The organism is Pseudomonas sp. IT-P44 (genome assembly GCF_949768225.1).
GTDB lineage: Bacteria > Pseudomonadota > Gammaproteobacteria > Pseudomonadales > Pseudomonadaceae > Aquipseudomonas > Aquipseudomonas migulae.
Genome location: NZ_CATKQM010000079.1, coordinates 55,861 through 69,890 on the forward strand (window position 1 = coordinate 55,861; position 14,030 = coordinate 69,890).

Here is a 14,030-nt window from a genome sequence, read left to right on the forward strand (position 1 = left end):
ACGCTCCTACAGGTCTAGCGCTGCACCTGTAGGAGCGAGGCTTGCCCGCGAAGGCGATCCATCAAATTCCACTTTAATTCCTTAAATGAATATAAAAATGCATTTTAAGTATTATTAAAGAATAAGGCTCCTTGCTAGGATTCGCCTCACCGGACCACCGGACATTCAGCGACCCTAACCCTTGGAGCCTCTATGTCCGGCACCGACGTATCCCATCGAAACGACGTGGGCGGATTGTTCCGCGCCCATTACCCCTGGCTGTGCGCTCGGTTGCGCCAGTTTCTCGGGGCCAGTTCCAGCGTCGAAGACATCGCCGCCGAGACCTTCGCGCAACTGCTCGAATCGCCGGGTCTGACCCCGATCCGCGAGCCCCGCGCCTTGCTCACCACCATCGCCCGCCGGTTGATTTATCAGCTCTGGCGCCGTCGCGATCTGGAGCGTCAGCACCTCGATCAACTGCAACACCTCGATCAGCCCCAAGCGTCCTCGCCCGAGGAATTGCTGCAACTGACCCAGGCGTTGCACCGCCTCGACCGAACGCTTGAGCGTTTGCCGGGCAAAGTCCGGGCGACGTTCCTGTTGTCGCGCATCGATGGCCTGACGTACCCGCAAATCGCTGCCGAACTGGGCATTTCCCAGCGTTCCGTCAGCGTCTACATGACCCGCTCCCAAGCGTTGTGCGCCCAGCACAGCGCCAATGAACCCTTGCACCAGAGGTCCGCATGAAATCGATCAAAACCCTGCTCGGCAGTTCGCTGCTGGCCCTGAGCCTTGTGGCGACCCACGTTCCCGCCGCGGAACAAACCAAGCCGATCCACTTTGGTGACATCACCTGGGAAAGCGGCAGCCTGATCACCGAGATCCTGCGGCTGATCGTCGAAAAAGGTTACGGCTACCCGACCGACACTTTGCCGGGCAGCACCGTCAGCCTCGAAGCGGCATTGGCCAAGAACGACATTCAAGTGATCGGCGAAGAGTGGGCCGGGCGCAGTCCGGCGTGGGTCAAGGCTGCATCGGAAGGCAAAGTGTTCGGGCTGGGCGACACCGTCAAAGGCGCCACCGAAGGCTGGTGGGTGCCGGAATACGTGATCAAGGGCGACCCGGAGCGCGGGATCAAACCGTTGGCGCCGGAGCTGAAATCCGTCGCCGATCTGGCGCGCTACAAAGACGTGTTCCGCGACCCCGAAGACCCGAGTCGCGGACGCTTCCTCAACAGCCCGACCGGCTGGACTTCGGAGATCGTCAACAGTCAGAAACTCAAGGCCTACGACCTGACCACCAGCTTCGTCAACTTCCGCACCGGCTCCGGCGCGGCGCTGGATGCCGAAGTGGCCTCGTCGATCCGTCGCGGCAAACCGGTGTTGTTCTACTACTGGTCGCCGACGCCGCTATTGGGTCGCTTCAAACTGGTGAAACTCGAAGAGCCGCCGTTCGACGCCGAAGCCTGGAAGACCCTGGCCGATGCCAACAACCCAAACCCCAAAGGCACGCGCTCGATGCCGGCGAGCCTGGCGATAGGCGTGTCTGCACCGTTCAAGACGCAGTATCCGGATCTGGTGTCGTTCTTCGAGAAAGTCGATTTCCCGATCGATCTGCTGAACCAGACGCTGGCGCAGATGAGCGAAAAACGCCAGCAACCGCGTCAGGTGGCGGAAGCGTTTTTGCGCGATCAGCCGCAGATCTGGAAGGGTTGGGTGCCGGGTGAGGTGGCGACCAAGGTGAGTGCAAGTTTGTAATTTTTCGGCGTCTGTTACATCGATTTCGCGGGCAAGCCTCGCTCCTACAAAGGTATCGTTAATACTGTAGGAGCGAGGCTTGCCCGCGAATCAATCTAAAACCTTACACCAACTCCACGGCCAACGCCGCTTTCACCACCGGGCGCAAATCAACCCGCGCCTGAAACCGTGCCAACACCGGCCACTGATCCAAATCTATCGCAAACAACGGCGCCCACCGCAACACCGTAAACAAGTAAGCATCCGCAACGCTGAACCCACCCGCCAGCAGATAATCCTGGCGCTCCAGCGTCTGACACAACACCGCAAAGCGCTTGAACAATTTCTCCTTGATCAGCGCTTTCACCTCCTCGGGGAACTGCGCGTTGAACAGCCAACCCAGCCCGCCATGAATCTCCGTCGAAACGAAATTCAGCCACTCCTGCAACCGCACTCGCTCGAACGTCCCGTTCACGGGCGCCAGGTTCGCCTCGGGTCGCAGGTCCGCCAGGTATTGCAGGATCGCCGGGCCTTCAGTCAGCACGTCACCGTTGTCGAGTTGCAGCGCCGCGACGTAACCCTTCGGGTTGATGGCGAGGAAATCGGCACCGTTCGCGGTCCGTTTGGTGCGGTTGTCGACGCGGATCAACTCGAACGGCAGGTCCAGTTCACGCAGCACAATGTGCGGTGCCAGCGAGCAGGCTTGGGGGGCGTAATACAACTTCATCGGCAGGGCTCTGGTTGAGGATTTGTGCCAGTGTCATAGTGCGCGGCGCCCTCGGTAAAATTAATCTTTCAGAAAACTGCCATAAGGAAAGCTACTGCCATGATGAATCTGATGCACTGGCGAATGGTGGTGGCAGTGGCTGATACGGGCAACATTACCCGCGCGGCCGAGCGGGTCGGCATGACCCAGTCAGGCGCGAGCCAGGCGTTGGCGCTGATCGAAGAAACCCTCGGCGTGCAGCTGTTCACTCGGGAGAATCGCCAAACGCTGCCGACCGCTATCGGCCTGCCGGTCATCGAGCAGGCCCGGACCATGCTCGGCGCCCTGGAAAACATCCGCAGCACCGTCGATGCCGCGAAAGACATCCAGCGCGGGACGATTCGCCTGGCGAGTTTTCCCATGGTGCTGGCAACCTTTCTGCCACCGCTGCTGCGCACATTCAGCCGGCTTTACCCCGGCATTCAGGTGGTCGCGCTGGAAGTCAGCGACGATGAAGTGGAAGCACTGCTCGGCGCCGGTCTGGTGGATGTGGGTGTGGTGCTGAACCCGGCGCCGGAGCGCAATGCCGGGCGTTTGGGGCGCGATGCCTGGGTCGCTGTGTTGCCCGGCGGCCATCCCTTGGCACGCCGCTCGATTGAACAAGGCGTCACCCTCGCGGAGTTGGCAGACCAGCCGTTTGTGCTGGCCACGGGCGGCTGTTCGACCAACGCCCGTAGCCTGGCCGCCGATGCCGGTCTGCAACTGCGTGACGTTCGGGTCGAAGTCCGCGAGTGGAGCAGTGCGTTCACGCTGGTGCGCGAAAACATCGGTATCACCCTGGTGCCGGAAATGACCTTGCCCAGCCATCTTCAGGGGCTGCGTGTGGTGCCGGTCAAACCGCGTATTGATCGTGAGTTTGCCTTGGTGGTCGCTGCAAACAAACAACCCTCTGCGGCGGTGCAGGCATTGTTGAGCATGCTCGCTGAACACTGAATCAAGCGTTTGCTGAACCGTTTTTGTCCCCAATACTGGCCGACTAGTGGCCTTGCAAGCCTATTGCGGCTGGCTATGCTCAGTCCTGACGAACCATGTCGGTCGCCATGTGAAGGCCGGCATGCACGCTTCAGAGTGCGCACCCCAAGGCACCGATGCGAGCGGCAAGGAGTTTTACGATAAAGGGAGTTACTTATGAAAACGTTAGGGCTGGCCCGGTCCCGGGCTATCAAGAGACGGATGTCTTGATAAGAGCGTTGCCACATGGACTCTCCGATTCAACATCATTGATCACCTGACAGTTCCTCCCGTGGAGGAATGCGTGTGCCTGTTCCATGGAACGTTGTGGTGGATACGTTGAAAGACCGAAGAACTTTCATCAATCAAACGACCGCGCTTAGGGTGATACGACCATGTTTAACCTACATCACAAGGCTGACCTGCAGGAAATCGAGCGCTACAGCTGTGCGCTGACCGAGGCCAACGCCAAGTTGGCGGCCGTCAGTCGTTCGATGGCGATGATTGAATTCACCCCTGACGGCATCGTGCTCGATGCCAACGACAACTTTTGCAAAGCCATGGGTTACAGCGCCGAAGAAGTGCGCGGCAAACATCACCGGATCTTTTGTGAGGAAACGTTTTATCGCAGCGAAGCCTACGCCAAATTGTGGCGTGACCTGGCCCGTGGCGAGTCGCTCAGCGGGACTTTCCTGCGCTTGAACAAGGGCGGCAAGGAGATCTGGCTCGAAGCCAGTTACATGCCGGTTATCGGTCCCGACCGGCAAGTCAGCAGTGTGATCAAAGTCGCCACCGACATTACGGACAGGGTGAACAAGGAACACGAAAACGAAAGCATGCTCGCGGCAATCGGTCGTTCGATGGCGGTGATCGAATTCACCCCCGCTGGCAATGTAATCACCGCCAATGAAAACTTCCTGAAGACCACGCATTACGCGCTCAACGAAATCGTCGGCCAGCATCACAGCCTGTTTTGCCACCGTGCCGAAGCCGAATCGCCGTCTTACAAAGGGTTTTGGGCTTCACTGAATCGCGGCGAATATCACTCGCACCGTTTCGAACGCAGAGACAAGCATGGTCATACGATTTTTCTCGAAGCGTCCTACAACCCGTTGTTCGACGCCAAGGGCCGTTTGTACAAAGTGGTGAAGTTCGCCAGCGATATCACGCAGCAAGTGACCACGCTGCAAACGGCTGCGGAGTCGGCCCACAGCACTTCGGTGCAGAACGACGCCTGCGCGCAGAAGGGATCTCAGGTGGTGCAGCAGACGGTGCAGATCATCCAGGACATTTCCAGGGACTTGAACGAAGCGGCGCTGAGTATCGATGCGGTGAGCAAACAGTCCGACATCATCGGCACCATCGTTCAGACCATTCGCGGCATTGCCGACCAGACCAACCTGCTGGCGCTCAACGCGGCCATCGAGGCGGCGCGGGCGGGGGAGCACGGCCGAGGGTTTGCCGTGGTGGCGGATGAGGTTCGCAGCCTCGCGGCACGCACGAGCCAGGCGACGCTGGAGATTGTCGACGTGGTGCGCAAAAACCACGATTTGTCGTTGAGCGCGGTGTCGAGCATGCAGTCGAGCTTGAGCCGCACCGGCCTTGGGGTGGAACTGGCGAACGAGGCGGGGGAGGTGATCCTGGAAATCCAGCAAGGCTCGCGGCACGTGGTGGACGCGATCAGCCAGTTCAATTCAACGCTGCAATTGAATTGAAACGCCCCTACAGGGAATCGTAACGGATTCTGGATTGTGGGTTCACCCATGAACTGTAGGAGCGAGGCTTGCCCGCGAAAGCGGTGCGTCAGTCGGCATTAATGTTGAATGTGACGGCCTCTTCGCGGGCAAGCCTCGCTCCTACAGAAGCATCCGCGTGGTCAGAGCGATGCGAGGAACTTGTCGACCACCTGGGCGCCGCTTTTTTCACTGCTGCTGCCGTTTTCTTTCTCGGCCTGAGCCAGTTTTATCTTGTCTTGCAGACGCTCGGCAATCTCTTTACCGACCGCCAGTTGTTTCTCCGGCGGCATGGCTTTCAGGTCTTCTTCGGTGATCCCCATCTCTTTCAGAATACTGTCGCGCAACCGCTGTTCCGGGGTTTTGCTCATGTAGTCCTTGAAGTCGGCCATGGCGGTGCTTTCACCGGCCTTTGGCACTGTCGAGGCATCGGTGGCTTGCAGTGCGACACGAGTCTTGGCGAACGCTTCATCGACGTTGTCGCTGATTTTATTGGCGGCGCTGACCTGTTCCGTGGCGAGCTTGGAGGCAGACGCCAGGACCTTCCCATCGTTCTTTACGTTTTGCAGCTGGATATTGTTTTGCACGCTCTGCATCAACACGGCTTGCAGGCCACCTTGAAGACCCGCGGCGGCGTCCGCAGTCGGTTCGTCGCCCGGCTTTTTGGGAAGCGGCGTCACTAGGTTTTGCTTTGCACTGACCAACATGATGAGTAGACCTTGTAGGTGTTTGCGGTGCAGCGACTTGAGCAATTAGCGTGCCCATGAAATAAAACCTATTATTTTCAATTGGTTATGTTTTTGCTTGAGCAGAAAACGAAAGCGTTGCGGTCAACCTTTGCCGCCCGACGGCAGAGGTCGACCGATCAAGGCAGGCCGTTGCAGCCGTGTTTGAGGAAACCGGGGCGTTGCGCCAGGCGTTGGAAATATTCGTCGATGGCCGGGAAGTCCGGTCGATCCATCGGCGTCATCAGCCAACGGTTGACTGACAGCCCGATGACGATATCGGCCAGTGTGAACCGTGGTCCGGCAACATAGGCTTTGGTGGTCGCGAGCTGATGCTCGAGGATACCCATCTTTTGATTCCAGCCGCGCAAGCCCGTGGCAATCCGGTGCGCGTCCTGGAACTCCGGGTCTTTGCGTACCAGTGCCGTGAACGCGTAGCTCCAGGACGAATTGAGATCGGTGGCTTGCCAATCCATCCACTGCTCCACCCGGGCGCGCGCCGCCGGTTCGTGCGGCAGCAATTCAGCGTGTGGGTGTTTGCCGGCCAGGTAACGGCAGATGGTATTGGACTCCCACAGCACGCCGGCCTCATCGATGATCACCGGCACCTGTGCGTTGGGGTTGAGCCGGACAAATTCGGGACTGTGGGTCGACGCATACCCGCTGCCCCAATCCTCGCGTTCGTAGGAAAGGCCCAGCTCGTCGCAGGTCCACAGGACTTTTCTGACGTTGATGGATGAGGCCTTACCCATAATCTTCAGTGCATGTTCCATTGAGCTACTCCGTTAGCGATTCGACGCTTCGGGACTCTAACAGTATACCGGCCCCGCCAGGCGCCAATCGGGATAGGGGCACGATCAAGATTAGTTGAAAACCTGCGGCATGGACGATGCGCCGCTTGACGGTGCGGGCCACACAACGTGGGAATGCTCGAACAAAGGAGGCGTCAGGACCTAATCGAGCGGTATCAGATCTGTCCAGATTGGAGTCGAGCAGGCACTGGGCGTGTGCTGATTGAGGATGGGTTGCCTGAGGATCCAGCCTTGAAGCTGTTGATCGATGAATACCGGGGTGGGCTCAATGCACTCGCCCTTGGGGGCGACCTTGACTTGATCCACTGATACAAACAGCGGACCTGGCAGGTCGAAAACGGTCTGGGATCGCACTTCCACGCCAGTATCCTTACTGGAAACACACGCATTTCTGCGCCCGCTGAGGTCGGTGGTCATGACGTAAGCCTCTTCAAGACTGGCATGCCCAACGCTCATTACGACGGCAGGCCCCTGACCTTTCGGGTGGGCGGCGAGACAGTTTTTGATCGCGGGCATGAAGCGAGGGTCGTTCAGGAAATGAGTCCAGTCGTCTGGCTCAGAGGCCTGCGCCTGAAGCGTCTGTCCAAGCGAGGCGGCTAGCAGGAGGGCCATGATGATTATCTTGCGCATGTACACGTCCGCTGGGAATGGAGAGGGCGGATTTTGCACTCTGCCCGCCTGGAGGCAGGGGTAAAAGGTGTAACTGATCGTTCCCGTTCAGCCCACAGAGCGTGGCAACGATCAGTCCTGGACTACGTACTCTCGCGTACCTTCAACTCAAACCCCATGTCCTGCACCGGTTTCGCCACGGTGTTGCCCGCCATCAACGTCAGCATCTGCTCTGCCGCGCGCCGGCCAATCGCTTCGCGCGGGGTGTTGATGCTGCTCAGGCGCGGGACCATGTGCGCCGAGGCCGGCAGGTCGTTGAAACCGAGGACCGCCACTTGTTCGGGGATTTTGATTCCGCAGCGCATCGCTTCCAGCAGCGCGCCCTGGGCCAGGTCGTCGTTGCCGAAGAAGATCGCATCGACGTCAGGATGACTGGCGATCAGTTGCAGGAACAGCTCGCCACCCAGGCCGACGGAGGAGGCGCGGGGCGTCAGCACTTCCAGGTCCGGGTCATAGCGACCTGCCTTTTGCAGGGCTTTGCGAAATCCTTCGCCACGCAGCAATGTGCGTTGATCCAGTTGCGCACCGATGTACGCCAGACGCTTGCGACCGCGGGACAGCAAATGCTCCGCCGCCGTTTCGCCGGCCGCCAGTTGCGAGAAACCCACGCAATTGAGGCCCGCAGCGCTGTCGAGTTCCATCATGTACACGCAGGGAATATTGCTCGCCTCGATCATCCGCCGCGAACTTTCGGTGCGATCAAACCCGGTCAGCAGCAAACCGCGCGGCTGATAGGCCATGTAATTGCGCAGCAGGTTTTCTTCTTCATCGCGCGAGTAATGGAAGTTGCCGATCAGCACTTCGAAGCCCTTCGGTCGCAAAACCTGATGAATGGCTTCCAGGGTGTCGATGAACAGCAAGTTGGACAGCGACGGCACCAAAACCACCACGGAATGGCTCTGGGCCGAGGCTAACGCTCGGGCGGCGGGGTTGACCACGTAGTTGAGTTCAAGCGCGGCTTTCTGGACTTTTTCCACCAGTTCGGTGGCCACCGTGCTCACGCCGCGCAAGGCGCGGGACGCGGTAATCGGGCTGACGCCGGCCAGTCGGGCTACTTCATTGAGGGTAGGACGGCCAGTGGTTCGCGTATTTTTATCGTTTTTAGAAGAGGTCATCGGGCGGCTTGCCAAACAAAATTCAAGGCACTAAGGTAGCGCTGTCCCGATGCAGCTGCAAATGCGTAAGCGAGTTTTGCCTGAACCTCGCTTTTCGGCGTCCGGAACGAACATGCTGCAACCCACAAAAATGACAAGAAGGCGTCGGCAACTTCTACTTTTCGTCTAGTGTCATAACTGGCAAAGGTAGCGCTGTCTGCGCGCTGAGGTGTTACATGAATCATCCCATCACCGCCCTGGTCATCATGGGCGTTGCCGGTTGCGGCAAGACCTGCGTCAGCGAAGCCTTGTGCCAGCTCAGCGGCGCGACTGCCATTGAAGGCGATACTTTTCACCCTGCCGCCAATATCGAAAAGATGAGCGCGGGTATCCCCCTGAACGACGACGACCGTGCCGGCTGGCTCGACAGCCTGTGCGATGAATTGCGCCGCGTCGACGCCACGGGCCAGCGCCCGGTGTTGACCTGCTCGGCCCTCAAACACAGTTACCGCGAAGTTTTGCGCAGCGCCTTGCCGGGCCTGGGCTTTGTGTTCCTTGAGCTCACGCCTGAAGTGGCGGCCGATCGTGTCTCCCATCGACCGGGCCATTTCATGCCGTCGACCCTGATCGACAGCCAGTTCGCCACCCTTGAATCCCCGGTTGGCGAGCCGCTGACCCTGGCCCTCGACGCCTCGAACCACAGCGTCGACCAATTGGCGAAGCAAGCCCACGCCTGGTGGCTGGAGCATGGCCTGAAACGCGCCGGTTAAATTTTGCTTGAAGAGATAGCGCTGTCCTTATGGCTTTCGAATTACCCGTTTTAATAACAACAACAACCAGGAGACACCCCTAATGTTTGGCATGTCCCACGAGACGTTCCTGCTGCTCGATGCAGTGGTCACGGTGATCGGGCTTATCGTCCTGATCACCAAGTTCAAATTTCACCCGTTCATTGCCCTGATCATTGCCGCAGCCTTTCTCGGGCTGACTTCCGGCATGCCGATCGGCACCATCATCAAGGCGTTCCAGGACGGCTTCGGTGGCGTGCTCGGTTTTGTCGGCATCATCCTCGCGCTGGGCACGATGCTCGGCAAAATGATGGCCGAGTCGGGCGGGGCGGATCAGATTGCCCAGACGCTGATTCGCGCGTTCGGCAAGGACAAAGTGCAGTGGGCAATGATGTTCGCCGCGTTCCTGGTCGGCATTCCGCTGTTCTTCGAAATCGGTTTTGTGCTGCTGATCCCGCTGGTGTTCATCGTCGCCCGGCGTACCGGCGTGTCGATCATCAAGATCGGTATCCCGCTGCTGGCCGGTCTGTCTGCCGTGCACGGGCTCGTTCCGCCGCACCCGGGTCCGTTGCTGGCCATCGGCGTGTTCGGTGCCGACATCGGCAAGACCATTCTTTACGGCCTGATCGTTGCGCTGCCGACGGCCATCATCGCCGGCCCGATCTACGGCACCTTCATCGCCAAATACATTCCCGGCCATCCCAACCAGGAGCTGGTGGATCAACTGGCGCGTGAGAACGATTCTGCCGATCTCCCGAGCTTCTCCATCACCTTGATCACCGTGCTGTCGCCGGTGTTCCTGATGCTGCTCAAGACCTTTGCCGACGTAGTGCTGCCGGACGGCAACTTCTTCCGCACCTTCATGGACCTGATCGGTCACCCGATCTCGGCCCTGCTGCTGGCGTTGCTGCTGTCGCTGTACACCTTCGGTTACAAGCAGGGCATTGGCTCCAACCAGATGCTCAAATGGCTGGATGCGAGCCTCGCGCCAACCGCCGCGATCATCCTGATCATCGGTGCCGGTGGTGGCTTCAAGCAGATGCTGGTGACCAGCGGCGTGGGTAATGTCATCGGCAACATGGCGGTGGCTGCGCAAATCTCGCCGATCCTGCTGGCGTGGCTGGTGGCGGCGGTGATCCGTATCGCGACCGGTTCGGCGACCGTGGCGACCATTACTGGCGCAGGCATCGTGGTGCCGGTGGTGGGGATGATTCCGGGTGTGAACCGTGAGCTGCTGGTGCTGGCGACCGGCGCCGGTTCGTTGATCCTGTCTCACGTCAACGACGCGGGTTTCTGGCTGGTGAAGCAGTACTTCAACATGACCGTAGCGGAAACCTTCAAGACCTGGACGGCGATGGAAACCATCCTGTCCGTGGTTGGCCTGGGCTTTATCCTGCTGCTGTCGTTGTTCGTCTAAGCAACACCGCAACGCTTGTGTAGGAGCCGGCTTGCTGGCGATAGCATCGACTCGGTCAAGAAGTTAAACCGAGTCGCCTGCTTCGCCAGCAAGCCGGCTCCTACATGGATTGTCGAACCTCCGTAGACGCTGGTTTCGATCATTACCGATAACAAAAAACCGCATTTATGCGGTTTTTTTATGGGCAGGAATCTGCGACAAGCCACATTTTTTGGGTACCGATGACGCAACCGCTTGTCGGAACTGTCATTTCTCACAGGTAGACGCCCCGCATAGACACGTCGAACATCCCTTCTTGAAAGGAGCGCCAGTCACGGGTTCCTGTTTGATCGTTGAATCATGGATGAGGAGCAGACTGCTATGAGCACGCCTATTTTTGAGAAACTCGAGATTATCCTTCCTGTTGAAGGTGCTGAGGAAAGTCTAAGACCAACGTTTATTGGGACGGCGACCGTCGGGGGGAAGGTAACTGTTGTGCTACATGACGGAAAGTTGCTGGGTACGGCTGTCGTGCTGTCTTCAGGTCAATGGCAAGTGACTTCACCTTCTCCGTGGGAAAAAGAGGAATACCAAGTCAAGGCTAGACAAAACGTGGAAGGCGTCGATTCGGAGTGGACAGAATTGCGGACCTTTACGGTTGTCGGCTAACCGTTTGCTTTCAGGGACAGGTTTTTTCCAGTAACGCCTGAAGACAATTGAATCAAATCGGGAGCGGACGCGGACGTGGCCGCTCCCGAGGTGGTTTCTCTAGCCGGTGGTTTTGCTGACCAAACCATCCGCCCTGAACATCCCGCGAATCCCGCGTACGGCCTGGCGAATCCGGTCCTGGTTTTCGATCAGCGCGAAGCGCACATGATCATCCCCATATTCCCCGAACCCGACACCCGGCGAGACGCAAACCTTGGCCTCGGCGAGCAGTTTCTTGGCGAACTCCAGCGAACCCAGGTGTGCATACGCCTCGGGGATTTTCGCCCAGACATACATCGACGCTTTCGGATTCTCGACCATCCAGCCCAGTTCATGCAGGCCTTTGACCAGCACGTTGCGCCGCTGCCGATACTGCTCGGCGATGTCTTTCACGCACTGCTGATCGCCTTCCAGCGCCGCAATCGCCGCGACTTGCAGCGGAGTGAAGGTGCCGTAGTCGTGGTAGCTCTTGATCCGCGCCAGGGCGTTGACCAGTTCCGGGTTGCCGACCATGAAGCCGATGCGCCAGCCCGCCATGTTGTAGCTCTTGGACAGGGTGAAAAACTCCACCGCGATGTCCTTGGCGCCGGGCACTTGCATGATCGATGGGGCTTTCCAGCCGTCGTAGATGATGTCGGCGTAGGCCAGGTCATGCACCACCAGCACGTCGTACTGCTTGGCGAGGGCGATGACGCGCTCGAAGAAATCCAGCTCAACGCACTGCGCGGTGGGGTTGGACGGGAAGCCGAGGATCATCATCTTCGGTTTCGGAATCGAGCCGCGAATCGCCCGTTCCAGTTCGGCGAAGAAGTCCACGCCCGGAATCAGCGGCACCGAACGCACCTGGGCGCCGGCAATCACGGCACCGTAGATGTGAATCGGGTAGCTCGGGTTCGGCACCAGCACGGTGTCGCCCTGGTCTAGGGTGGCGAGCATCAAGTGCGCCAGGCCTTCCTTGGAACCGATGGTCACGATGGCTTCGCTTTCCGGGTCGATGTCGACCTCGTAGCGTTCCTTGTACCAGTTGGAAATTGCCCGGCGCAGACGCGGAATGCCCTTGGACGTGGAATAACCGTGGGTGTCTTCGCGCTGGGCGACGGTGACGAGTTTTTCGACAATGTGCGGCGGCGTCGGGCCGTCGGGATTGCCCATGCTCAAGTCGATGATGTCTTCGCCACGACGACGGGCGGCCATCTTCAGCTCGGCGGTGATGTTGAATACGTAAGGGGGGAGTCGATCTATGCGCGCAAAGCGGCGCGGCGAACCTTGTTCGGCCATTGTTGCCTCGGATAACGTAAGCGCCCGGAACCGTCCGAGCGACGCTGGTCACTGCGGTGACCTGTGGCGGAATGTAAGGGCAGCTGTGGCAGACTGTCCAGCCTCCACGTAAATAATTTTTTTCCGAAGGAAATCGGTCGATGGAATTTAGCAGCGGCTTTCTGCTGAGCCTTTCTCTGTGCCTGGACATCGGCGTAGCCAACATCGCGATGATCACGCTGGCCATGCAGCGCGGCTATTTTCAAGGCTTTGCGCTGGGGTTGGGCACCTGTGTCGGCGACCTGATTTACGCCGTGCTGGCCTTGGCCGGCATGACCGTTTTGCTGCAATACGAAACCGTGCGCTGGGTGTTGTGGATTGGTGGTTCGGCGTTGCTGATCTATTTCGCAGCGAAGATGATCTATTCGGCGATCCACCATGAGGCGTTGCTGGCCGAGACCGCCGAAGTGGGCCACAACTCGCACCGCAAGGAGTTCTTTCGCGGAATCTTCCTGGCCATGTCGTCACCCAGCGCCATTCTCTGGTTCGCGGCGGTGGGCGGCACACTGATCGCGCGGTCTGGCGGTGGCGGGGCGCTCAGCTCGGCATTGTTCCTCGGCGGATTTCTCTGTGCCGGACTGTTGTGGTCGGCAGGCCTGTGCTTTGCCGCAAGCCATGGCGGCAAGTTGCTGGGCGACAAGCTGCTGCGTTATTCGTACATGGCATCGGCGGCGATCTTCTGCTATTTCGCGGTGTACGTGATCCTATCTGGGTACAACGAGTTTATTGGCGCTGGCGCGGTCGAGGCGTTGCATACGTTGTAATTGGGCGAATCGGGTTTGGCTTCTATACTCCTAGCCGAACCCACTTTTTGTACCAGGAGCCGAGTCATGGATGATAAGAAAAGCGTCGAAATACCGGAACCACGCTTCGAACATGGGCACTTCCTGCTCATTGCAGGGCTTGGTGGACGGTTTACTCAGCAAACCACCCAGGGCATTCCAGCGCTCTGGGAAAAATTCATTCCGCACATCGGAAACGTTCCGGGCCAGAAGGGCGAAGTGACCTACGGCGTGTGTTGCAATTTCGATGGCAAGGGCGGCTTCGACTACATCGCCGGCGTCGAGATCAGCAAGCTCGACGACTTGCCGGATCAGTACCGTTGGGTAGAGGTCCAGCCTCAGTATTACGCGGTGTTCGAGCATAAAGGGCCGCTGGATGCATTGCCGCAGCTGTTTCAGCACATCTTCGGCACCTGGCAACCGCAGTCCGGGCATGAAGTGTTGGATGCTCCGGAATATGAGCGCTACAGCGAAGACTTCAACCCGAAGCTCAACACCGGAAAACTGGAAATCTGGGTGCCGATCAAAGCGTGAAGTGTACGTCGGGAGGCGGATCAACGATGCGCCTCTCGAT

The 14,030-nt window shown here is 58.8% G+C and carries 14 protein-coding genes and 2 pseudogenes; 10 read left to right on the forward strand and 6 right to left on the reverse strand.

Features of this window, described 5'->3' with window-relative positions:
- Positions 1 to 192: 192 nt before the first annotated feature.
- Positions 193 to 726, forward strand: a complete 534-nt coding sequence (locus ACM6IO_RS26985) for a sigma-70 family RNA polymerase sigma factor (protein WP_008038576.1) — start codon at positions 193 to 195, stop codon at positions 724 to 726.
- A complete protein-coding gene (locus ACM6IO_RS26990) occupies positions 723 to 1,736 on the forward strand; it encodes an ABC transporter substrate-binding protein (protein WP_008033013.1) in 1,014 nt (337 codons plus the stop codon). Before ACM6IO_RS26985 ends, ACM6IO_RS26990 begins: the two co-directional genes overlap by 4 nt.
- Before the next feature lie 103 nt (positions 1,737 to 1,839).
- Here ACM6IO_RS26990 and gstA read toward each other — a convergent pair whose 3' ends face one another.
- Entirely contained in the window at positions 1,840 to 2,442 is a 603-nt protein-coding gene (gstA, locus tag ACM6IO_RS26995; protein ID WP_414912557.1) for a glutathione transferase GstA, read from the reverse strand.
- A 99-nt stretch (positions 2,443 to 2,541) separates the two neighbouring features.
- Between gstA and ACM6IO_RS27000 the strand changes: the two genes are divergently transcribed.
- The 3 genes and pseudogenes from ACM6IO_RS27000 to ACM6IO_RS27010 form a co-directional block, all read left to right on the forward strand.
- Positions 2,542 to 3,414 (forward strand): LysR family transcriptional regulator, encoded by an 873-nt coding sequence (locus tag ACM6IO_RS27000; protein ID WP_192229130.1) that lies wholly within the window; start codon positions 2,542 to 2,544, stop codon positions 3,412 to 3,414.
- A gap of 518 nt (positions 3,415 to 3,932) precedes the next feature.
- Positions 3,933 to 4,604, forward strand: a pseudogene (locus ACM6IO_RS27005) (PAS domain-containing protein); the annotation flags it as partial.
- Positions 4,605 to 4,715: 111 nt separating this feature from the next.
- A pseudogene (locus ACM6IO_RS27010) lies at positions 4,716 to 5,147 on the forward strand (methyl-accepting chemotaxis protein); the annotation flags it as partial.
- A 161-nt stretch (positions 5,148 to 5,308) separates the two neighbouring features.
- Here ACM6IO_RS27010 and ACM6IO_RS27015 read toward each other — a convergent pair.
- The 4 genes from ACM6IO_RS27015 to ACM6IO_RS27030 all read right to left on the reverse strand — a co-directional run bounded on the left by ACM6IO_RS27015 (position 5,309) and on the right by ACM6IO_RS27030 (position 8,486).
- The gene (locus ACM6IO_RS27015) at positions 5,309 to 5,872 is read right to left on the reverse strand and encodes a hypothetical protein (RefSeq protein ID WP_008038562.1); all 564 of its coding nucleotides are present in this window, start codon (positions 5,870 to 5,872) and stop codon (positions 5,309 to 5,311) included.
- 158 nt (positions 5,873 to 6,030) lie between these two features.
- Positions 6,031 to 6,663, reverse strand: coding sequence for a glutathione S-transferase family protein (locus tag ACM6IO_RS27020; RefSeq protein WP_414912558.1), 633 nt, complete (start codon positions 6,661 to 6,663; stop codon positions 6,031 to 6,033).
- A gap of 180 nt (positions 6,664 to 6,843) precedes the next feature.
- Positions 6,844 to 7,332, reverse strand: coding sequence for a hypothetical protein (locus tag ACM6IO_RS27025; protein WP_414912559.1), 489 nt, complete (start codon positions 7,330 to 7,332; stop codon positions 6,844 to 6,846).
- Positions 7,333 to 7,454: 122 nt separating this feature from the next.
- Entirely contained in the window at positions 7,455 to 8,486 is a 1,032-nt protein-coding gene (locus ACM6IO_RS27030) for a LacI family DNA-binding transcriptional regulator (RefSeq protein ID WP_192229134.1), read from the reverse strand.
- 215 nt (positions 8,487 to 8,701) lie between these two features.
- On the opposite strand from ACM6IO_RS27030, the gene ACM6IO_RS27035 reads away from it, so the two are divergent.
- The 3 genes from ACM6IO_RS27035 (at position 8,702) to ACM6IO_RS27045 (ending at position 11,318) form a co-directional block, all read left to right on the forward strand.
- Positions 8,702 to 9,235 carry a gluconokinase gene (locus ACM6IO_RS27035; protein ID WP_192229135.1) on the forward strand — a complete coding sequence of 178 codons (534 nt, stop codon included), beginning with the start codon at positions 8,702 to 8,704 and terminating at the stop codon, positions 9,233 to 9,235.
- Between the two features lie 82 nt (positions 9,236 to 9,317).
- A complete protein-coding gene (locus tag ACM6IO_RS27040) occupies positions 9,318 to 10,670 on the forward strand; it encodes a GntP family permease (RefSeq protein WP_008038555.1) in 1,353 nt (450 codons plus the stop codon).
- A 360-nt stretch (positions 10,671 to 11,030) separates the two neighbouring features.
- Positions 11,031 to 11,318, forward strand: coding sequence for an Ig-like domain-containing protein (locus ACM6IO_RS27045; protein ID WP_192229136.1), 288 nt, complete (start codon positions 11,031 to 11,033; stop codon positions 11,316 to 11,318).
- A gap of 99 nt (positions 11,319 to 11,417) precedes the next feature.
- Here the strand turns inward: ACM6IO_RS27045 and alaC are convergent, their stop codons facing one another.
- Positions 11,418 to 12,635 (reverse strand): alanine transaminase, encoded by a 1,218-nt coding sequence (alaC, locus tag ACM6IO_RS27050; protein ID WP_414912560.1) that lies wholly within the window; start codon positions 12,633 to 12,635, stop codon positions 11,418 to 11,420.
- Between the two features lie 140 nt (positions 12,636 to 12,775).
- Here alaC and ACM6IO_RS27055 point away from each other — a divergent pair, with 140 nt between their 5' ends.
- Positions 12,776 to 13,438, forward strand: a complete 663-nt coding sequence (locus ACM6IO_RS27055; RefSeq protein WP_223481899.1) for a LysE family translocator — start codon at positions 12,776 to 12,778, stop codon at positions 13,436 to 13,438.
- 66 nt (positions 13,439 to 13,504) lie between these two features.
- A complete protein-coding gene (locus ACM6IO_RS27060) occupies positions 13,505 to 13,990 on the forward strand; it encodes a GyrI-like domain-containing protein (RefSeq protein WP_008038547.1) in 486 nt (161 codons plus the stop codon).
- Positions 13,991 to 14,030 lie beyond the last annotated feature (40 nt).